The sequence below is a fragment of the Paraburkholderia sp. J76 genome (assembly GCF_905220295.1).
GTDB lineage: Bacteria > Pseudomonadota > Gammaproteobacteria > Burkholderiales > Burkholderiaceae > Paraburkholderia.
Window position 1 is genome coordinate 378,099 of record NZ_CAJMZJ010000001.1, and the last position, 20,120, is coordinate 398,218.

At 63.2% G+C, this 20,120-nt stretch carries 13 protein-coding genes and 1 pseudogene; 9 read left to right on the forward strand and 5 right to left on the reverse strand.

Translation table 11 applies throughout. The annotated features are described in order from the left end of the window. Positions 1–34: 34 nt before the first annotated feature. Positions 35–970 carry a LysR family transcriptional regulator gene (locus tag U5768_RS01760; RefSeq protein ID WP_322028658.1) on the reverse strand — a complete coding sequence of 312 codons (936 nt, stop codon included), beginning with the start codon at positions 968–970 and terminating at the stop codon, positions 35–37. 175 nt (positions 971–1,145) lie between these two features. Here U5768_RS01760 and U5768_RS01765 point away from each other — a divergent pair, with 175 nt between their 5' ends. Then, positions 1,146–2,285, forward strand: coding sequence for an iron-containing alcohol dehydrogenase (locus tag U5768_RS01765; protein ID WP_322028659.1), 1,140 nt, complete (start codon positions 1,146–1,148; stop codon positions 2,283–2,285). A gap of 43 nt (positions 2,286–2,328) precedes the next feature. On the opposite strand, the gene U5768_RS01770 is transcribed toward U5768_RS01765, so the two are convergent. The 3 genes from U5768_RS01770 to U5768_RS01780 all read right to left on the reverse strand — a co-directional run bounded on the left by U5768_RS01770 (position 2,329) and on the right by U5768_RS01780 (position 7,454). Beyond that, positions 2,329–5,073: an EAL domain-containing protein gene (locus U5768_RS01770; protein WP_322028660.1), complete on the reverse strand. Its 2,745-nt coding sequence runs from the start codon at positions 5,071–5,073 to the stop codon at positions 2,329–2,331. Positions 5,074–5,081: 8 nt separating this feature from the next. Continuing rightward, positions 5,082–5,864, reverse strand: a complete 783-nt coding sequence (locus U5768_RS01775) for a substrate-binding periplasmic protein (protein WP_322028661.1) — start codon at positions 5,862–5,864, stop codon at positions 5,082–5,084. A 237-nt stretch (positions 5,865–6,101) separates the two neighbouring features. Beyond that, the gene (locus tag U5768_RS01780; RefSeq protein WP_322028662.1) at positions 6,102–7,454 is read right to left on the reverse strand and encodes an MFS transporter; all 1,353 of its coding nucleotides are present in this window, start codon (positions 7,452–7,454) and stop codon (positions 6,102–6,104) included. 305 nt (positions 7,455–7,759) lie between these two features. Between U5768_RS01780 and U5768_RS01785 the strand changes: the two genes are divergently transcribed. From U5768_RS01785 to U5768_RS01805, 5 genes and pseudogenes are all read left to right on the forward strand, one after another. Next, positions 7,760–9,544: an IlvD/Edd family dehydratase gene (locus tag U5768_RS01785; protein WP_322028663.1), complete on the forward strand. Its 1,785-nt coding sequence runs from the start codon at positions 7,760–7,762 to the stop codon at positions 9,542–9,544. 27 nt (positions 9,545–9,571) lie between these two features. Next, positions 9,572–10,750 (forward strand): fumarylacetoacetate hydrolase family protein, encoded by a 1,179-nt coding sequence (locus tag U5768_RS01790; RefSeq protein WP_322028664.1) that lies wholly within the window; start codon positions 9,572–9,574, stop codon positions 10,748–10,750. A 41-nt stretch (positions 10,751–10,791) separates the two neighbouring features. Further along, positions 10,792–12,233 (forward strand): annotated as a pseudogene (locus U5768_RS01795) (aldehyde dehydrogenase family protein). Positions 12,234–12,419: 186 nt separating this feature from the next. Further along, the gene (locus U5768_RS01800; RefSeq protein WP_322028665.1) at positions 12,420–12,980 is read left to right on the forward strand and encodes a DUF308 domain-containing protein; all 561 of its coding nucleotides are present in this window, start codon (positions 12,420–12,422) and stop codon (positions 12,978–12,980) included. Between the two features lie 131 nt (positions 12,981–13,111). After that, complete coding sequence (locus tag U5768_RS01805; RefSeq protein WP_322028666.1) at positions 13,112–13,492, forward strand: PLD nuclease N-terminal domain-containing protein; 381 nt, start codon at positions 13,112–13,114, stop codon at positions 13,490–13,492. An 88-nt stretch (positions 13,493–13,580) separates the two neighbouring features. Here the strand turns inward: U5768_RS01805 and U5768_RS01810 are convergent, their stop codons facing one another. Next, positions 13,581–13,907 carry an RcnB family protein gene (locus U5768_RS01810; protein ID WP_322028667.1) on the reverse strand — a complete coding sequence of 109 codons (327 nt, stop codon included), beginning with the start codon at positions 13,905–13,907 and terminating at the stop codon, positions 13,581–13,583. Positions 13,908–14,294: 387 nt separating this feature from the next. Here U5768_RS01810 and U5768_RS01815 point away from each other — a divergent pair, with 387 nt between their 5' ends. From U5768_RS01815 to U5768_RS01825, 3 genes are read left to right on the forward strand one after another with little or no spacing between them, the layout of a single operon-like run. Further along, the gene (locus tag U5768_RS01815; protein ID WP_322028668.1) at positions 14,295–15,458 is read left to right on the forward strand and encodes an efflux RND transporter periplasmic adaptor subunit; all 1,164 of its coding nucleotides are present in this window, start codon (positions 14,295–14,297) and stop codon (positions 15,456–15,458) included. A gap of 11 nt (positions 15,459–15,469) precedes the next feature. Next, positions 15,470–18,655: a multidrug efflux RND transporter permease subunit gene (locus tag U5768_RS01820; protein WP_322028669.1), complete on the forward strand. Its 3,186-nt coding sequence runs from the start codon at positions 15,470–15,472 to the stop codon at positions 18,653–18,655. Next, a complete protein-coding gene (locus U5768_RS01825) occupies positions 18,648–20,117 on the forward strand; it encodes an efflux transporter outer membrane subunit (RefSeq protein ID WP_322028670.1) in 1,470 nt (489 codons plus the stop codon). Before U5768_RS01820 ends, U5768_RS01825 begins: the two co-directional genes overlap by 8 nt. Positions 20,118–20,120: the final 3 nt, after the last annotated feature.

The window sequence follows — 20,120 nt, forward strand, 5'->3', positions numbered from 1 at the left end:
ATGCCAGGGTTTCCCCCGCCCGGCCGCGACGCACTCAGCATTCGATGCCCTGTTTGTCGCACAGCGCTTCGACGAGCAGCCGCGCCGCGGGCGCGAGCGGTGCGCCTTTACGTGTAACCAGCTCATAAGGTTCGCTGCGGGAGGCAAGGCGCAGCGGGAGGATGCAGGCCATTTCCTGACTGGCGAAGAACTGCGCGACGTCGATGGAGACCAGCGCGACGAACGACGGATTGCCCTGCAGCAGCGCGAGCGTCGCGAACGCGGAGGTCGTTTCGAGCAGATGCGTGGGAAAGCGGATTTCGGCCTCGCGAAACTCGCGTTCGAGCAACAGCCGCATCGGCATGTTCGCGCGGTAGACCACCCAGCGATACTTTTCCATGTCCTTGAGCGCGAGCTTTTTCGCGCGGCGCTGGGGGTGCCGGACGTTGGCGATCACGGCGAGCGTTTCGTCCTGAAGCCTGACGCTTTCGTAGTGCTGCGGCGCCTGGCTGATCGTGGTGCGGCAGATCGCAAGATCGAGCCTGCCGGCGTCGACCTGGCCCAGAAGCGCCGCGCTCGTGTCTTCGACGATTTCCACCGACATTTCCGGATGCGCCGCGATCAGCGTGGAAATCGCATCGGTAAGCAGCGGCACCGCGCCCATGATGACGCCAACCGCCACGCGTCCGCCGCGCCCGCGCGAAAGTCCCACGAGTTCCTCGCGCAAATGCGTGAGATCGGTATGAATCAGGCGCGCGTAGCGGATCGCGCAGTGTCCCGCTTCCGTGGGTTCCAGTCCGCGGTTGGTGCGATTGAATAGCGCTGTGCCGAACGTCGTTTCGATTTCCTGCAGCGCCTTGCTTGCGCCAGGCTGCGTGAGCGCGACCTGCTGTGCGGCCTTCAGCAGCGAGCCGTGGTCGCCCAGCGCGATCAACAGCCTGAGTTGTTTCGCATGGAGACGGGAGATGATGGAATTGAGCGACGGGGTCATGGGGTTGAGGAAAAGTTATAGCCGTATCAAATCTTCTCAATTACCGCGTAATGGGCGTCTCCCTATACTGGCCCGAAACAATAACACTATGCGCCGGATATGCGGTAATCAAATCGCGGTTCCGGACGATTGATGCCGCAAACGCGCGAATTCACTATAACTGAAGCTCAATCCTATGTCCCTCATCAATTACGTTACGCAGATTCAGTTCGATTTTGGCGCCATTCGTTTGCTCAGGAACGAATGCGAACGTGTGGGCATCAGCCGGCCTTTGATCGTTACGGATAAGGGCGTGCGCGCGGCGGGAATTATCGACAGCGTGCTGGGCGCGCTGGCGGACGTTGCGCCCGCAACGATCTACGACGGCACGCCGCCCAATCCGAACGAGGCGGCGGTGCGCGAGGCCGTGGCGGCCTACCGCGCAGGCGAGTGCGACGGCATCGTTGCGGTAGGCGGCGGTTCGGCCATCGACCTTGCCAAGGGCGTAGCCGTTTGCGCGACGCACGAAGGCCCGCTGCAACGCTTTGCCGTGATCGAAGGCGGCGCGGTGAACATCACGGGGAAAACGGCTCCCGTGATCGCCGTGCCGACGACCGCCGGCACCGGCAGCGAAGTGGGGCGCGGCGCCATTCTGATTCTCGAAGATGGCCGCAAGGTCGGCGTGATTTCGCCCTATGTCGTGCCGCGCGTGGCGATTTGCGACCCCGAACTGACGCTGGGCTTGCCACCCGCGTTGACGGCGGCAACGGGCATGGACGCCATTGCGCATTGCATGGAGACTTTTCTCGCGCCTGCTTTCAATCCGCCCGCGGACGGCATTGCGCTGGACGGGTTGTGGCGAGCGTGGCGTCATATCGAGCGCGCGACGCGCGATGGCGGCGACCGCGTGGCGCGGCTGAACATGATGAGCGCGTCGATGCAGGGCGCGCTGGCGTTTCAGAAGGGTTTGGGCTGCGTGCACAGCCTGAGCCATTCGCTCGGCGGCATCAATCCGCGTTTGCATCATGGCACGCTGAACGCTATTTTTCTGCCGGCTGTACTGCGCTTCAACGCGCCGGCCCCAACGGTGCGCGACGAAGGCAAGCTCGACCGGCTTGCCACGGCGATGGGGTTAGGCAGCGGCTCCGAAGTGGCGCCCGCCGTGCGCGCGATGACCGAACGCCTCGGTTTGCCGACGGGCCTCGCGCAGCTTGGTGTGACCGCCGCGATGTTCCCCGCGATCGTCAAGGGTGCGCTCAAGGATCACAGCCACAAGACCAATCCGCGCGAGGCCGCCGAAGACGATTACCGCGTCATGCTCGAATCGTCGATGTGATGCGGTGCGGCCTCGGGTTTGATGACGCTGTGCGCCCCTGGTTTCAGGTCAGGAATGCCGGGGCTTCGAGTCCGCGTAACGCCGCTTCGAACTCCTGAACAGGAATCGGGCGGCAGAAAAGATAGCCCTGATACGCGTAACATCCCGCCGAGGCGAGGAAAGCGCGCTGTTCCTCGGTCTCGACCCCTTCGGCGATCACGCCGAGGCCCAGACTGTGCGCGAGCGCCACGATGGTTCGGGCGATTACGGCGTCGTTCGGATCGACGAGGACGTCGCGCACGAATGAGCGATCGATTTTCAGTTGATCGAGCGGCAGGCGTTTCAAATACGAAAGCGACGAATAACCGATGCCGAAATCGTCGAGCGCGAAGACGATGCCGCTCGCCTTCAGCGCTTCCATCTTCTCGATGATCTCCTGCACGTTGTCGACCAGCACGCTTTCCGTCAACTCCAGCTTCAGCCGGTTCGCGCGCGCGCCGGTTTGTTCGAGCGTGGCCAGCACGCTTTCCACGAAGTCCGGTTGGTGAAGTTGCTGCACGCTGACGTTGACCGCGATGGTCAGATGTTCCATGTCGGGCTGCATGGCCCAATGCGCCAGTTGGATGCAGGCCGCGCGCAGCACCCAGGCGCCCAGCCCGGCGATGAGTCCGGTTTCTTCGGCAACGGGAATGAAATCGGCCGGGTACACGAGCCCGCGCATGGGATGTTGCCAGCGCACCAGCGCCTCGACACCCGTAACGTGGTCGCGATCGATCTGCATCTGGTAGTGCAGGACGAACTGCTCGTCTTCAATGGCTTCGCGCAGCGCCGCTTCGAGCGCGGCGCGCTCCAGCACCACGGTTTGCATGTCGGGGTCGAAGAGGCGCACAGCGTTGCGTCCGCGTTCCTTCGACTTGTACATCGCAAGGTCCGCTTGCTTCATGAGGTCGTCCGTCGATGCCTGGAAGCCCTTGAAGACCGTTGCGCCAATGCTGGCCGTGCTGCGATAGTCGATGTCGTCGAGTCGATAAGGATTCCCGAGCACCGCCAGAATGCGCTCTCCCAAGGCCTCGGTCTGGCGCGCCGCCTCGGATGGAACATGGTTCAGATTGCCGACCACGACGACGAATTCGTCGCCGCCCACGCGCGCCACGGTGTCGCCTGCGGGTATGCTCGCCGCCAGGCGCTTGGCCACTTCCCGCAGCAGCAGGTCGCCCTTGTCGTGACCGAGCGTGTCGTTGAGCGTTTTGAAGTGATCCAGATCGATGAACAGCAGGGCGCCGCTCGTGCCGTTTCTCGCGCTGACGGTAATCGCGTCCTTCAGGTTGTCGAGCAGCAGCGTGCGATTGGGCAAGCCGGTAAGCGCGTCGTAAAAGGCCAGTTCCTTGATACGCTGATCGGCGATCTTGCGCTCGGTGATGTCGCGGCAGCTCGTGCGAAAACCGATGAAATCGCCCCTGGAGTCGGTAATCGGCACCCACGAAGCGGAGAGCCACATGAGCGAGCCATCCTTGCGCACGCAACGAAACTCGAGGTTGTCGCCGCGCGAGCCCAGTTGCGCGGCGCGAAATTCGGGCGCGACGCAAGAGGCGTCGCCCGGATAGATCACCGTGCAGGCGAAATCGCTCATGGCCATGCATTCTTCGACGGTATAGCCGATGTACTGCTCCACCGCCGAGTTGATCCAGCGCGGCTTGCCTTCCGGCGACCACCAGATTTCCCAGTTGACGGTGCAGTCTGCGATGGCGCGGAATTTTTCCTCGTTTTCGCGCAGTTCCTTCGTCATCGACGAGGCAAGCCGTATCGCGCGGCTGCGGCCCGTCATCATGAGGCGCGTGAGCAGCGCGAGCAGCAGGCTCAGACCCGTGCCGGTAATGGCGATGAGCGTTGCCGCGTCGCGGCCGAAGCGGGCCTTGAAGCCGTCGCGCGCCATCAGCTTGAGCATCCAGTCGTGGCCGCAGACAACGAGATATTCGGTCGCCGAGAGGTCGCTCGGCGGATGGTGGGCAGTAGCGCTCGATGTTCTGTACAGCAAAGCATCCGGCGACGATTCCACGCCGTCGTAAATGGAGACCGAGAGGCCCGGCGGCTCCTCGCCGTAAAGGCTTGCGATGACGTCGTGCATGCGAAACGACGCATAGACCCAGCCCACTAGCTGCGCCTGGCGTTCCGTGGCGTTTTCGGGCGTCTGGCCGTGGGCGTAGACAGGCATGTACATCACGAAGCCGGGGTCCGCGCGGGGATCGGTATCGACCGAAAGGCGCACCTTGCCGGAAATGGTCGCCATGCCGGTGTCGCGCGCCTGTTCCATGGCGCGCCGGCGCACCGGGTCGGCCCACGCGTCGAAGCCGGGCGCCGCGCGATTGGCGCCGATATACGGCTCGCGCTGAACGATCGGCGCGTAGTTCGCGCGTGCGCCTTCGGGCTCGATCGAGTAGCCCGGCAAGCCGCGCTGCTGCATGGCCGCGATATGCGCGGCCTTTTGCGTTTGCGGCACCCACGCGATGATGCCGAGGGCCTGGATGCCGGAAAAATTGGCGTCGAGATTGAGCGTGTTGACGTAAGCCCGAAAAGCGTCGCGGTCGACTTCTCCACTGGCGGCAAAGAGGCTCTGCACGCCGCGCAGCAAAAGCTCGTACGTGCCCATGCGCTGTTCGATGCGGCTCACGACGTCGCCGAGCGAAAAGTCGAACTGCGTGAGCAGTTCGTGGCGCGCGGCTTCGCGCTCGTGGTTCCACAGCGCCCACGTCACGCTGAGCGCGGCGGCAAGAACCAGTAGCGGGAGCAGAATGAGGCGCGTCCGGGTCATGGTGGCGTCTAGAAGGGAACCATCGAGTCGGCGAGGTCGGGCTTGAAGTACTTCGTGAAGATGCGCCGCACCGTGCCGTCCGCGATCATTTCGTTGACGAGGGCGCGCCACTTGTCCCGCTCTTCGGGCGAGAGCGCCTTCTTCGACATGATGAGTCCATGCGGAATGGGTGGATCGTCGAACTCCACGATATTGGTCACGCTCCGGATCTTGGCTTCGTCGATAGCGGGATAATCGAACGGCTCGATGATCATTCCCTGAATGCGCCCGAGAATCAGCGCCTGGTAAAGCGGTTCCAGGCCGCCGGCCTGACTCACTCGATTCTCGGCGGAAAGCGAGTCGACGAGACGATTGGCCGATTCGCTATAGCGGAAACTGCGAATCACGCCAAGCTGAAACTTGTCGTTGTGCTCGAAATCGGCCAGTTGATGAATGCCGGAATCCTTGCGAACCAGCAGATAGTACTTGTTGCTGAAGTACCAGGCAAAATCCGCGTATTGATTGCGCTCTTCGTTGGCGATACCCGAGAGGCTGAAATCGAGCGCGCCCGATTCGATGAGTTTCCAGATGCGCGCGCGCGACATCAGGCTCACGCGGATCTGGCAGCCGCTGCGCCGCGCCAATGCGTCGGCGAAGTCCTTGTCGATGCCCGTGTCCGTGTCGACCGAGTAGAGTAGCCCGTGATCGTGTAAGGCAAGCGTAAATGAGCGCGAGCAGTCGGGGCCCGCGGCAACGGCGGTGCCAAGACAACCGAGCGCCAGCAGCAGGCCCGCCAGGCAGTGTCGAATCACAGCGTCTCCAATGCTTGATAGTGGCCCGACGCGGTGCATCGGGCGGAAAACAGTCTTCACGACTTATCGGCCGCGCGCTGAAATTCTTTAGACACTTCCATTGTTTATTTTGCACGCTTTTTGCGCAGGCGCAGGGGTGTTCAGGATTATGCAGCTCAAAAAAAAGCGCCGGCGCAAGGCCGACGCAATGGACAAGAAGGGAGCGTGCAAGAATGGTTTAGCCGATTCGCATAATTCTCAGTTCTCTTCGACCGGATCTTTATTCAGCATGCTTTTCGGAATCGACAGGATCAACACGCAGCTCACGAGCAAACACGCGCCCAGTGCATAGGTGCCGTTGTTGATGTCGCCAGTCAGGTCCTTCGCCACGCTCGTGATCATGGAGCCCGTAAAGCCGGACAGATTGCCGACCGAGTTGATGAGCGCAATACCCGCCGCCGCGGCCGTGCCCGAGAGAATCTGCCCAGGGAACGTCCAGTAGATCGGCATGAGCCCGAGAATCGCACAGGTGGCGATAGTGAGGAATACGATGGAAAGCGCCACGTTGTGCGCAAAGAGCGCGCTCAGAATCAGGCCGACGCCGCCAATGCAGGCGGGAATGGCCGCATGCAGCCGCCGCTCGCCTGTCTTGCGGGAGTGCGACGCATTCCAGATCATGGCGACCACCGCGCTGAGGTAAGGAATGGCGGTGAGCAAGCCGATATTGAAGGTGCTCTTCACGCCGGAAGCCTTGATGATGGAGGGCAGCCAGAACGCGAGGTCATAGAAGCCCGTATTGAAAGTCAAAAGAATGAACGTCAGCAGCCACACGCGCGGGCTTTTCAGCGCTGCCACGGCACTATGCGTTTTTTTTCCGCTTTCCTGTTCGAGATTTTTTTGCAGCACGGCTTTTTCAGCGGCGCTCAGCCATTTCGCCGACTGAATGCCGTCGCCCATGCACAGCAGCACCACGAAGGCGACGAGAATCGACGGAATGCCTTCGAGCAACAGCATCCACTGCCACCCACCCAGCCCGAACAGGCCGTGCGTGTTCTCCATGAGCCACCCCGAAAGAATGCCGCCGAGCGTGAGGCTCACCGGAATGGCGATCAGGAACCCCGACATGGCGACGCTCTGGCGGCGCGCCGGAAACCAGTAGTTCAGGTAAAGAATGATGCCGGGGAAAAAGCCCGCTTCGCACACGCCGAGCAGAAACCGGAGGATGTAGAACATCGTCGCGGTCTGCACGTGGAAAAAGCTCGCAAGCGGCGCGATGAACGCGAGGGACGAGGAAACGATACCCCACGTCACCATGATGCGCGCGATCCAGAAACGCGCGCCATAGCGGTGCAGGAGCAGGTTGCTCGGCATTTCGAAGAGGAAATATCCCCAGAAGAAAATGCTTGCGCCCACGGCGTAGACGCTGTCGCTCAGGCTCAGCGAGTCCAGCATCTGTAGTTTGGCGAAACCGACATTCACGCGGTCTAGGTAGGCGACGACGTAGCACAACAGCAGAAGCGGCAAGATGCGCTTCAATACCTTGCGATACAGAAGGTCTTCGGCTTCGTTGACGGCGGCGGGCGAGTCCGCGATCTGGGTCAGGGTTGGCATGGGATGTGTCTCCTTTCACATATGCCTTTGAACGGTCCCGCTGAAGGGGAGGCGATTTTCACGACTATTTTGTTATCGGTAACACAGCGGCGCTAAATTAGCACGGCACCGGGTGTCGCGGCAAGTCGGCGGACGCGCGCGGAGGGGCGCCGATGCGTTCGCGGCACGGGAAAAGGCGTGGTCTCACCTGGTGCACAGTCCGCCCGCAAAGTGCTAATATCCAGAAATGTTACCGATAACAATTCGGCGCAAATTTAGATGTGCACCGCCACATCGTCGAGACAAGGAATAATGGAGTGAGTGACATGACCCAGCCCAACGCACGGCGACTGCGCAGCCAGGAATGGTTCGACGACCCCGCCCATGCGGACATGACCGCGCTTTATGTCGAGCGCTTCATGAACTACGGACTGACCCGCGAGGAACTGCAGTCGGGCCGCCCCATCATCGGCATTGCGCAAACGGGGAGCGATCTCGCCCCCTGTAATCGCCACCACATCGAGCTTGCCGCCCGCACGAAGGCGGGCATTCGCGACGCGGGCGGCATTCCGATGGAATTTCCGGTTCATCCGCTTGCCGAGCAGAGCCGGCGGCCCACGGCGGCGCTCGACCGCAACCTGGCTTACCTGGGGCTCGTCGAGATTCTTCACGGATTCCCGCTCGACGGCGTCGTGCTGACCACGGGCTGCGACAAGACCACGCCCGCGTGCCTGATGGCCGCGGCAACGGTCGACATGCCCGCCATCGTCCTTTCGGGCGGCCCGATGCTCGACGGCTGGCACAACGGCCAGCGCGTCGGTTCGGGCACGGTCATCTGGCATGCGCGCAATTTGCTCGCGGCCGGCGAGATCGACTATGAAGGCTTCATGGAACTGACAACGGCGTCGTCGCCTTCCATCGGCCACTGCAACACCATGGGCACGGCGCTGTCGATGAACAGCCTCGCGGAAGCGCTGGGCATGTCGCTGCCCGGCTGCGCGAGCATTCCGGCCGCCTACCGCGAGCGCGGCCAGATGGCGTACGCAACGGGCAAACGCATTGTCGATCTCGTGCGCTACGACATGCGGCCTTCGCGCATCATGACGAAAGAAGCGTTCGAGAACGCCATTGTCGTGGCGTCGGCGCTGGGTGCGTCCACCAATTGTCCGCCTCACCTCATCGCCATCGCGCGGCATATGGGCATCGAACTGAGCCTCGAAGACTGGCAGCGCGTGGGCGAACAGGTGCCGCTCATCGTGAACTGCATGCCGGCGGGCGAGTATCTCGGCGAGAGCTTCCACCGCGCGGGCGGCGTGCCGGGCGTGCTGCGCGAACTCGATCGCGCGGGCCTCGTGCATCGCGAGTGCCTCACGGTGTCGGGCCGAACCATCGGCGCCATTGCCGACAGCACGCCCGAGCCCGATCGCGAAGTCATCAGGACAACGGAAGATCCGCTCAAGCATGGCGCGGGCTTCATGGTTCTTTCGGGCAACTTCTTCGACAGCGCGATCATGAAGATGTCCGTGGTCGGCGAAGCGTTCCGGCAAACGTATTTGAGCGAGCCGGGCGCGGAGAATACCTTCGAAGCGCGTGCGGTCGTGTTCGACGGTCCCGAGGACTATCACGCCCGCATCAACGACCCGTCGCTCGAAATCGACGAGCGCTGCATTCTCGTGATTCGCGGCACGGGCACGGTGGGCTATCCGGGCAGCGCCGAAGTGGTGAACATGGCGCCGCCGGCGGAACTCGTGCGCCAGGGCATCACCTCGCTGCCAACGCTTGGCGATGGACGCCAGAGCGGCACGTCGGCGAGCCCGTCGATCCTGAACATGTCGCCGGAGGCGGCGGTGGGCGGCGGCCTCGCGCTGCTGCAAACGGGCGACCGCATTCGCGTGGACCTGAACGCGCGCAGCGTGAACGTGCTGGTCGACGAAGCCGAGCTTGCGCGGCGCCGCGAAACCGCGCACTTCGAGATTCCGCCCGCGCAGACGCCCTGGCAGGAGCTTTATCGCAAGACGGTGGGGCAACTCTCCACGGGCGGCTGCCTCGAACCGGCCACGCTTTATCTGAAAGTCATTGCCGAGCGCGGCAACCCGCGCCACTCGCACTAAAACATCGCCTACCCGACTGGACGCATCATGACCTCGAATACATCTTCAAACTGGCTTCCGCGCGACGTCGCGCAGGCGCTCCTCGTTGGCCGCGTGTGGCGCAAGGCAGGCGCGCATGAAGGCCCCTGCGTCGTGCTCGTTCGCAACGGCGAAGTCATCGACATCACGGCCAGCGCGCCGACCACCGCGGACCTTTTCGACCGCGAAGACGTCGCGCAATTCGCGCGCACGGTAAGCGGCGAATCGCTCGGCCCGGTTGCGAAGCTGATCGAAGCGAATCTGCCCGGCAGCGAGGCGCCCGCGCTGCGTCTGCTCGCGCCCAACGACGTCCAGGCCATCAAGGCATGCGGCGTGACGTTCGCGGTGAGCCTGATCGAGCGCGTGATCGAGGAACAGGCGGGCGGCGACCCCGCGAAGGCGCAGGAGGTTCGCGAAACCATCGCGGCGACGATCGGCACCGATCTCTCGAAGATCAAACCGGGCTCGGAAGAAGCGATGAAACTCAAGGCGGAACTCGAGCGGCGCGGCGCGTGGTCCCAATACATGGAAGTAGGCATCGGGCCCGACGCGGAAGTGTTCTCGAAGTCCCAGCCCATGTCGGCGGTGGGATTCGGCGCCGATGTCGGCTTGCTGGCTGCCTCGGTCTGGAACAACCCCGAGCCCGAAATCGTGCTTGCCGTGAACAGCCGCGGCGAAATTGTCGGCGCGACGCTCGGCAACGACGTGAATCTGCGCGACATCGAAGGCCGCTCGGCGCTGCTGCTCGGCAAGTGCAAGGACAATAACGCCTCGTGCGCGATTGGCCCGTTCGTGCGTCTGTTCGACGAATCGTTCGACCTCGACACCGTGCGCAAGACGAGCGTCGCGCTGCGCGTTGAGGGCACGGACGATGATTTCGTGCTGGAAGGCATCAGCCATATGAGCGAAATCAGCCGCGACCCGGCCGACCTCGTGGCGCAGACGTGGGGCCCGCACCACCAGTATCCCGATGGCTTCATGCTGTTCCTCGGCACCATGTTCTCGCCGATCAAGGACCGCGATACGGCCGGCGGCGGCTTTACGCACCACCTGGGCGACAAGGTCGCCATTTCCGCGCCGGAACTCGGCGCGCTGATCAATACCGTGCAATTGAGCACCGAACTCGCGCCGTGGACCTTCGGCGTGCGCGCGCTCTATCGCAACCTGGCTGCGCGCGGATTGCTCTAAAGCACTGAATCTACAGAATCCACCGAATCAGGAAACGCGACATGAACCAGTTCGACAATTACATCGGCGGCCAATGGGTGCGCGGCGCCACGGCGTCCACCAACGTCAATCCTTCCAATCTCGACGATGTGATCGGCGAATTCGCGCAGGCGGACGACGCGCAGACGCGCGAGGCCATCGCCGCCGCGCGCAACGCCTTCGCGCAGTGGTCGCTCTCCACGCCGCAGCAGCGCTTCGATCTGCTCGATCAGGTGGGCAGCGTCATTCTCGCGCGCAAGGCCGAGTTGGGCCGCCTCCTCGCGCGCGAGGAGGGCAAAACGCTACCCGAGGCCATCGGCGAAGTGGGCCGCGCCGCGCAGATTTTCAAGTTCTTTGCGGGCGAGGCGCTGCGCCTTGGCGGCGAGATCGTGCCTTCGGTGCGCCCGGGCATGACCGTCGAGGTGACGCGCGAGCCGGTTGGCGTGATCGGGCTCATTACGCCCTGGAACTTTCCGATCGCCATTCCCGCGTGGAAGATCGCGCCCGCGCTGGCCTATGGCAACACGGTCGTCATCAAGCCCGCCGACCTCGTGCCGGCGAGCACGTTTGAACTCGTGAAGATCATTGCGCAAGCGGGTGCGCCCGCTGGCGTCATCAACCTCGTGATGGGGCGCGGCTCGGTGGTGGGCGAGGAGATCGTCAGTTCTCCTGATGTCGATGCCGTGAGTTTCACCGGCTCGGTCGCGACGGGCCGCGCGATTGGTGCGAAGTGCTTTGCCACGGGCAAGAAGTTTCAGCTTGAGATGGGCGGCAAGAATCCCATGGTGGTGCTGGACGACGCCAATCTCGACGTGGCCGTGGAAGCCTGCATCAACGGCGCGTTCTTCTCGACGGGGCAGCGCTGCACGGCGTCGAGCCGCCTGATCGTGACCGAGGGCATTCACGACCGTTTCGTCGAAGCGATGAAGGCGCGCATGAAAACGCTGAAGACGGGCGACGCGCTCGCGGACGGCACGCATATCGGGCCGGTGGTCGACGAGAAGCAGCTTCAGCAGGACGAGCGCTACATTGCGATCGCGCGCGAAGAGGGTGCGAAGTCTACGGCGGTGAGCGTGTGGAAGGCGCTACGCGCGGGTACTTCCTCGCCCCTGCGCTCATTACCGGTACGGCTTCGGAAATGCGCATCAACCGCGAAGAAGTGTTTGGCCCTGTCGCCTCGGTCATCAAGGTGAAGGATTATCACGAAGCGCTGGCCGTGGCGAACGACACGGAGTTCGGCTTGTCGGCGGGTATCTGCACGACTTCGCTCAGTTATGCTAATCATTTCCGCCGCCATGTGCAGGCCGGCATGGTCATGGTGAACACCGCAACGGCGGGCGTGGATTATCACGTGCCGTTTGGCGGTCGCAAGGGTTCGAGTTACGGCCCGCGCGAGCAAGGCAGCTATGCCCGCGAGTTCTACACCACGGTCAAGACTGCGTACGTGAATCCGGGCGCCGTGTGATCTCGCGCGGGCGGCGTGTGCGGCGAGTGCGGCGAGAAATGCGCTCGCAGTGCCGCTGCCCGCCGCAATCGCGCCCTTGTATTTGCACACTCACGCACTATACTTCGACGGCTGATAGAGAGCGCTTAATTTCGCTTAAGCCTATAATTCGACAACAATGCGCGAAAGTCAGCGCGCAAGTCGGATATGCCGATCTATGTAACCGTATTGACGCAGTTACATTCGAATATGAAAAAGCGTGCTATTTTTCCGATTGCCAGCTCAACTCTTCTCGTCGCGGCGGGAATTTTCTGCATCGTCTTGTCGCTCACGACAAGGTCATTGATCGGAACGCTTTTCATCGCGAGGATGCTGCTTTTCTGCGGCTTCGTGCATGCCTTGAATCTTCTCACGACGCGAGACTGGAAACTCGCCGTCAGGCGCATTCCGCCAGTCGTCGTGCCCTTGCTCATCGGCATTCTCATTCTGGTCAACGACAGCGCACGTGCGCGCGGTCTTACCGTGATGCTGATGATCTTCTTCGTTCTTGACGGCTTCTTCAAGATCATTGCCTCGGTCGGGCAGGACGTGAAGATCAACAATATCGGCATTGTCAGCGCGGCGCTTTCTTTCCTGCTCGCCATTTTTCTGGCCGCCAATTTTCCGAGCGTGCCTTTACCCTTGCTCGGACTGTTCCTCGGGCTGGATCTCATTTCCATGGCCGCGGTGCCGTTTGCCGGCCGGGAGCGCAGGCGCGGTCTGATCTGACCTGACGAAAGCGCAACCGGCGGTCGCGTCACGTCCAGACATCATGTTACTTGCGGACACGGTATCTTCTGCGATGCCGGAGTCAGTGCACTGTTGCAGCTTTCCACACGCAAAACCGACGGAGGGGATTCATGATCTTCGCAAATGGCTTTACGTTTTCAAACTTTATTATCGATACGTTTTCGATATTCATGTTCATTCTGTGGTTCTGGCTGTTCATCACGATCACGAGTGACCTGTTTCGCCGTACCGATATATCGGGATTCGTGAAGATCGTCTGGGTGATCTTTCTGATTGTTTTGCCTTATATCGGCATATTCGCGTACGTGCTCACACAGGGCAGGGACATGGCGCATCGCAATCAGGAGCGGGCGCAGAAGGCGCGCGAGGAACTGCGCCACATAGTGGGCTACAGCGTCGCGGACGAAATCGAGAAGCTGGACAAACTGAGAACGACGGGATCGATTTCAGACGACGAGTACAAGCGCCTGCGCTCGCGGCTCGTCGATTAAGAAGAGCAGCAGGCATGGCGTTCGCCCATGCCTGCGAATCATGCAACCATAGCGCGGGCTACGGCAACGCAGCCCTGCGCCTCACCGGTCATTCCGTACCCGGAACGATCTTCGAGATTTTCCAGTTGCTTCTCGTCACCAGAACATAGTCGCCGTTCACGCCCAGCCATTGCTGGCCGCGCTTCGGTGCGTCGAGGTTGTGCGATTTCCAGTCGCTCATCTGATAGTTGTAATGCCGGTACTTCGACGGAACCTGCTGACCTTCATGCCAGTCGCGATGCGGCATGGTCGGCATGACCTGCTGGCGACCTGTCCCCTGGCCTTGATCGCCGCCGGATGTGCCTTGTGCCATTGCAGACGAGGAAACACCCACGACGAGCGCAGCGATGACTGAGAGGACGAGTTGGTTTTTCATGATTCGATCTCCGGAGACAGGAAGATGATTGACGTCGCCATGACCTGTGGCTTCTTCAGTTATAGAACATCCAGGGGCTGAATAAGGGTGTGAAGCGTCTATCCATAGTAGTAAAGGGAATTCCGACTTCAAGAAATTTGCGAATGACGGATTTCGCGCCAGTTTTGTGTAATTCCTGTGAAGGTCGAAGCGTTATCTGTTAGATAACAATTAAAGCGCCGCGCGCCTTTTCCGTGTTTCCTTCCCGTTGGTTTGCACACATCTAGCGCTATAAATCGCGGTTTGGGTGAACATCGCAATGAGTTGTTCGAGTACATGTGCGCAATGAACCCGCGATGAACCGCTTCGGCGCGCACGTACCGTCTCTATTTTTCGGTGGAGCCTCGCGTGCCAAACTGCGAACCCGTACGCCGTCGACCGCTGTTGATCGCCGCTGCGGCCATGCTGCTGCTGGCGGGCTTTGGATGCCGCGACCGGCAAGCCCAGAGCGGCGCCGCGCCGCCGCCGCCGAGCGTGCTCGTCGAAACGGTGGCGGCGCACTCCATCCCGCGCGTGATCGAACTGCCGGGGCGTATAGAGGCGATCCGCTCCGCGGAGGTGCGCGCTCGCGTGGACGGTATCGTCGAGCGGCGACTCTTCGAGGAAGGCACCGACGTGCGCGCCGGCGCGCCGCTTTTTCTTATCGACCCGCGCGACTACCAGGCCGCGTTGCAGCAAGCCCAGGCGGCGCTCAACCGCGCGCAGGCCGTGCAGGGCAACGCGGCTTCCGAAGTGGCGCGCTTCAGGCCGCTGGTGGCGCGCCAGGTTGTGAGCGCACAGGAATTCGAGGCCGCTACGGCCGCGTTGCAGCAGGCCGATGCGAACGTTGTGGACGCACGCGCCGCCGTTACGCTCGCGCAGCTTCGCCTCGATCGCTGCACGGTTCGCGCGCCCATTGCGGGCCGCGTGGGCCGCGCGCTCGTGACCGAAGGCGCGCTGGTCAGCGCGGCGGGCGCGACCTTGCTCACGCAGGTCAACCAGCTTTCGCCCGTGAACGCGGTATTTACGCAGTCGAATATTTCGTTGCTGGAAGTACGCAAACAGATCGCGTCGGGTTCGCTCGCCGCGCCCGCCGCCGAGCACGCGCAGGTGCGGCTCACGCTCGCGAACGGCGACGAGTACGGCGAACCGGGCATGCTCGACTTCACCGATCTCGTGGTCGATCCTTCCACCGGCACGCAGGTTCTGCGCGCGCGTTTCAACAATGCGTCGCGCATTTTGTTGCCAGGGCAGTTCGTGCGCGGGCGCATCGTGATCGGCACGATACCGGACGGCCTCGTGGTTCCCGCGCGCGCCGTGCAGTTCGACAACAACGGGGCGAACCTCTCGCTCGTCGCCGGCGACGGCACCGTCGTTCGGCGCAACGTCGTTCTCGGACCGCAGGAAGCGGGGCAGTGGGTCGTGAAGGACGGGCTGGAGCCGGGTGAGCGCGTTATCGTCGACGGCTGGCAGAGGGTGCAGCCGGGGCAGCGCGTGGACGCCCATCCCGTCGCCGCCGCGGACCACTCCTGAGCGGCGCGCCCATGAACCGATTCTTCGTCTACCGGCCAGTCTTCGCGTGGGTGGTTGCCCTTTTCATCACGCTCTTCGGCGGCCTCGCGCTCATGCTGCTGCCGGTCGAGCAGTATCCCGACGTCGCGCCGCCCTCGCTCACGATCTCGGCGGTATTCAGCGGCGCGGACGCCAATACGCTGGACCGCACGGTCACCTCGATCATCGAAGACGAGATGAACGGCGTCGACAACTTCCTCTACATGTCGTCGCAAAGCCGCTCGAACGGCACGGCGCAGATCACCGTCACGCTCAGGCCCGGCACGAATCTCGACGTTGCGCTCTCGCAGGTGCAGGACCGCGTGAGCCGCGTCGAGCCGCGCCTGCCGCTGGAGGTGAGGCAGGTGGGCGTGAGCGTCACGAAAGCGTCGTCGGGCTTTCTGATGCTCATTGCGCTGCAATCCGCCGATGGCTCGATACCGGCTGTCGAACTGGGCAACTTCGCCGCCAACAACATCGTCAACGAATTGCGCCGCATTCCCGGCGTGGGCGACGCGCAGCTTTTCGGTTCGTCGTATGCCATGCGGATATGGCTCGATCCGGAAAAACTCGGCAGCTTCGGTATTTCGGCCAACGAAGTCATGACGGCCATCCAGGAGCAAAACAGTCAGACGGCGGGCGGGAGTCTGGGCGACCAGCCGCTTGCGCCCGGCGCCGAACTCAATGCGCAGATCGTCATGCGCGGCCGGTTTTCCACGCCCGAGCAGTTCCGCGAGGTCATCGTGCGTTCGAACCCGGATGGCTCCACGGTGCGAGTGGGCGACCTCGCGCGCGTGGAGCTGGGCAACGACAGCTATGGTTTTCGCTTTCGCGTGAACGGCAGGGAGTCCGCGGGTATCGCCATCCAGCTTGCGAGTGGCGCGAACGCGCTGGCCGTGGCAAACGCCGTGCGGCAGCGCCTCACGCAGTTGCAGCCCACTTTCCCGAAGGGCATGGAGTGGGTCGTGCCGTTCGATACGACGCCATTCATCACGACTTCGCTAAGCGGCGTGCTGCGCACCATGATCGAGGCGCTGCTGCTCGTCACGGTCATCGTGTTCCTGTTCCTGCAGAAATGGCGCGCGACGCTCATTCCCACGCTGGTCGTGCCGGTTGCGCTGATCGGCACGTGCGTCGGGATCTATTTGTTCGGACTCTCCATTAATCTGCTCTCATTGTTCGCCATGGTCGTGGCGATCGGCGTACTCAACGACGATGCGATCGTGGTGGTGGAAAGCGTCGAACGCGTCATGCAGGAAGAGGGCTTGAGTTCGCGGCGCGCCACCGTCAAGGCCATCGGGCAGATTGCGGGCGCGGCCATTGCGAGTACGCTCGTGCTCATTGCGGTGTTCGTCCCCATGGCGTTCTTTCCGGGCTCCACGGGCGCGATCTATCGGCAGTTCTCGGTCACGCTCACTGTCTCGATCTTTCTGTCCACCGTGCTCGCGCTCACGCTGGGCGTGTCCATGTCGGCGACGTTGCTGGGCGGCAAAACGAAGACCGATGGCGGCGCGGGCAAGCGTGCCCCGCGCTGGCCGGCCCGCGTGCAGCAGCGCATTTTCGACGCCTTCAATCGCGGCATGGAAACCGCCACCGACCGCTATGTGTTGGCCGTGCAGGCCATGTTGCGCAAGCCGGTGCGCTGGCTCCTCGTATTCGTCGCGGTTTGCGCGGCGACGGGTTTTCTCTTCACCCAGTTGCCGCGCGGCTTCATTCCGGGCGAGGACCAGGGGCATATCTTCGTCGCGTACACGGCGGCGCCGGGCGCGACCTCGCAGCGCACGCAGCAGGTCGTCGACCAGGTCGAGGCGTTTCTCAGGCAACAGCCGCAGGTGCGAAATATCGCCTCGGTCACGGGGTTCAGCTTTTTTGGCCAGGGGCAGTCGGCGGCCATGTCGTTCGTCGACCTGAAGCCGTGGTCGGAGCGGCCGGGGGCCGCGAATTCGGCCGGGGCGCTCGTGGCGCGCGCGAACGCGGCGTTCCGCAATATTCCGCAGGCGCTCGTCTTTGCGCTCGATCCGCCGGCCATTCCCTCGCTTGGCAATGCGAGCGGCTTCACGATGAAGATACTCGACCGCAGCGGCGTGGGCGGCGCGGCGTTGCAGCAGGCGAGCGCGCGCATGCTCGCGGAGGCCGCGCGCAGTCCCTTGCTGGTGGGCGTGCGCCCCGATGGTTTGCCGCCCGCGCCGCAACTGTATGTCGATATCGACCGCGTCAAGGCGCGCGCGCTGGGGCTGCAGATCGGCCAGGTGAACAGCGCGCTCGCGCTCGCGTTCGGCTCGAACTATGTGAACGATTTCGTCTACGAAGGCAACGTGCTGCGCGTGCTCATGCAGGCCGACGCCGACCAGCGCATGCGGCCCGAGGACATCGGCGCGCTGCGCCTGCGCAACAACGTGGGCGAGATGGTGCCGTTTTCGGCGTTCACGAGCGTGCACTGGACCGCGGGGCCGCAGCAGGTCGAACGCTATAACGGCTTCCCGTCGGCCACGATCTCGGGGCAGGCGGCGCCGGGCCGTTCCAGCGGGGCGGCGCTCGCGGAGATGGAGCGCATCGCGGACCATGTGCTTTCCGGCAGCCTGACCTACGAATGGACCGGTACGGCCTTCGAGGAACAGCAGGCGGCCGGGCAGATCGGTGCGCTGCTGCTGCTTTCGCTCGTCGTCGTGTTTCTGCTGCTCGCCGCGCTTTATGAAAGCTGGGCGATTCCCGTGGCCGTGCTGCTCATCATTCCGCTGGGCGTGCTGGGCGCGGTGCTTCTCACCATGGCGCGGCGTTTTTCCGCCGACATCTACTTCAACATCGGCCTCGTGACGATCATCGGGCTCGCGGCGAAGAACGCCATTCTGATCGTGGAATTCGCCATCAAGGAAGAGGCCTCGGGCAGCGACACCGTGAGCGCGGCCGTGAACGGCGCGCGCCAGCGCCTGCGTCCGATCCTGATGACGAGCGTGACGTTCGTGCTCGGCATGCTGCCGCTCGTGCTCGCCACGGGCGCGGGCGCGGCGGGGCGGCAGGCGGTGGGCACCGGCATCATGGGCAGCATGCTCACGGCCACGCTGTTCGGCATCTTCTTTACGCCCGTGTTTTATGTGGTGGCGCGCAGATGGTTGAGCCGCAAGCGCACCCAGGACGATGACGACGAAGACGCGCGGCCCGCGGGAGCGAGCGATGTTTAAGACTGCCAGGTGGTTGGCGATCGCCGCGTGCCTCGCGCTCGCTTCGTGCAATTTCGCCCCGCGTTACCAGCAGCCGGAAATGCCGGTTGCCAGCACCTACGAAAGCGCGGATATCGCCACGCCGGGCGGCGAGCGTCTTGCTTCGGAACTGACGTGGGAGACGTTTTTCCGCGACCCCGCGCTCAGGCAGTTGATTGCGCTCGCGCTCGCGCATAACCGCGATCTCGCGGCTTCCGTTGCGCGCATCGAACAGGCCCAGGCGCTCTATCGCGTGCAGCGCTCCGCGCGGTTTCCGCAAGTGGCCGCAGGCGCGGACGCCACGCGCACCAAAACGCCGCTGAACAGCATCGAGCCCGAGCTTCCCAACAACAACACCTCGGTCTACTTCAACCAGTACAGCGCGCAGGTGGCCGTCACGTCGTTCGAGCTCGACTTCTGGGGGCGCGTGGCCAACATGAGCGAGTCCGCGCGGCGCAATTATCTGGCGACGGTGGAGGCCAATGAAGCGTTCCGCCTCTCGCTCATCAGCAACGTGGCGGCGACCTACTACGCCATCCTCTCGGGCAACGAGGGCATCGACCTCGCGCAGCACACGCTCGAAACGCGCCAGTACGCACTGGAACTCGCGCGGCTGCGCCTCGAAGCAGGGGCGACGTCGCTCGTGGATTACGAGCAGGCGCGCATTCTGGTCACCCAGGCGCAGACGCAGCTTGCCGAGCTGCAAAGGACGACGGGTCAGCAGCGCAATCAGTTGGTTGTCCTGATCGGCGGGCCGTTGCCCGATACGGCAGGCATGACGCAGCGCCGCGTGCTGGCCGACGCCGACCAGTTCGGCACGCTCGACGCGGGCCTGCCTTCCTCGCTGCTCGCGCTGCGCCCGGATATTCGCGCGGCCGAGCAGTCGTTGCGAGCCGCCGACGCCGACATCGGCGCCGCGCGCGCCGACTATTTCCCGCGCATTTCGCTCACGGGCAATTTCGGCTATGTGTCTCCCGAGTTGAGCGATCTGTTCGTGCCCGGCAAGCAGGCGTGGCTCATATCCGGATTCGTCACGCTGCCCATTTTCGACGCGGGGCGCCGCAGCGCGCAGGTTCGCTTGTCCGAAGCACGTCAGACGGAACTCGTGGCGAACTACCAGAAAACGGTTCAGGTGGCGTTCCGCGAAGTGTCGGATGCGCTGATCGCGCGCCAGCGCCTGCAGGAGCAGATCGCGGCGCAGGAGCGAGCGGTGGCATCCGAAGCGCGTCTCGCGGAAGCGGCGGATTTGCGCTATCAGAACGGCATTTCCATCTACCTCGAAGTGGTCGATGCGAAGCGCAGCCTGTTCGCGGCGCAACAGCAGTTGATCCAGCTACGCGCGGCGGCGCTGCAAAACGGAGCGTCGCTTTATGTGGCGCTGGGAGGCGGACAGGATGCGCCCCCGCAGCATGCGGATGCGGCTAGCGGTGCAGCCGGTCCCTAGCGG

Coding starts and splice junctions, on each gene's coding strand:
- U5768_RS01760 (WP_322028658.1), bottom strand. CDS start 970: ATGACCCCGTCGCTCAATTCCATCATCTCCCGTCTCCATGCGAAACAA.
- U5768_RS01765 (WP_322028659.1), top strand. CDS start 1,146: ATGTCCCTCATCAATTACGTTACGCAGATTCAGTTCGATTTTGGCGCC.
- U5768_RS01770 (WP_322028660.1), bottom strand. CDS start 5,073: ATGACCCGGACGCGCCTCATTCTGCTCCCGCTACTGGTTCTTGCCGCC.
- U5768_RS01780 (WP_322028662.1), bottom strand. CDS start 7,454: ATGCCAACCCTGACCCAGATCGCGGACTCGCCCGCCGCCGTCAACGAA.
- U5768_RS01785 (WP_322028663.1), top strand. CDS start 7,760: ATGACCCAGCCCAACGCACGGCGACTGCGCAGCCAGGAATGGTTCGAC.
- U5768_RS01790 (WP_322028664.1), top strand. CDS start 9,572: ATGACCTCGAATACATCTTCAAACTGGCTTCCGCGCGACGTCGCGCAG.
- U5768_RS01800 (WP_322028665.1), top strand. CDS start 12,420: ATGCCGATCTATGTAACCGTATTGACGCAGTTACATTCGAATATGAAA.
- U5768_RS01805 (WP_322028666.1), top strand. CDS start 13,112: ATGATCTTCGCAAATGGCTTTACGTTTTCAAACTTTATTATCGATACG.
- U5768_RS01810 (WP_322028667.1), bottom strand. CDS start 13,907: ATGAAAAACCAACTCGTCCTCTCAGTCATCGCTGCGCTCGTCGTGGGT.
- U5768_RS01820 (WP_322028669.1), top strand. CDS start 15,470: ATGAACCGATTCTTCGTCTACCGGCCAGTCTTCGCGTGGGTGGTTGCC.
- U5768_RS01825 (WP_322028670.1), top strand. CDS start 18,648: ATGTTTAAGACTGCCAGGTGGTTGGCGATCGCCGCGTGCCTCGCGCTC.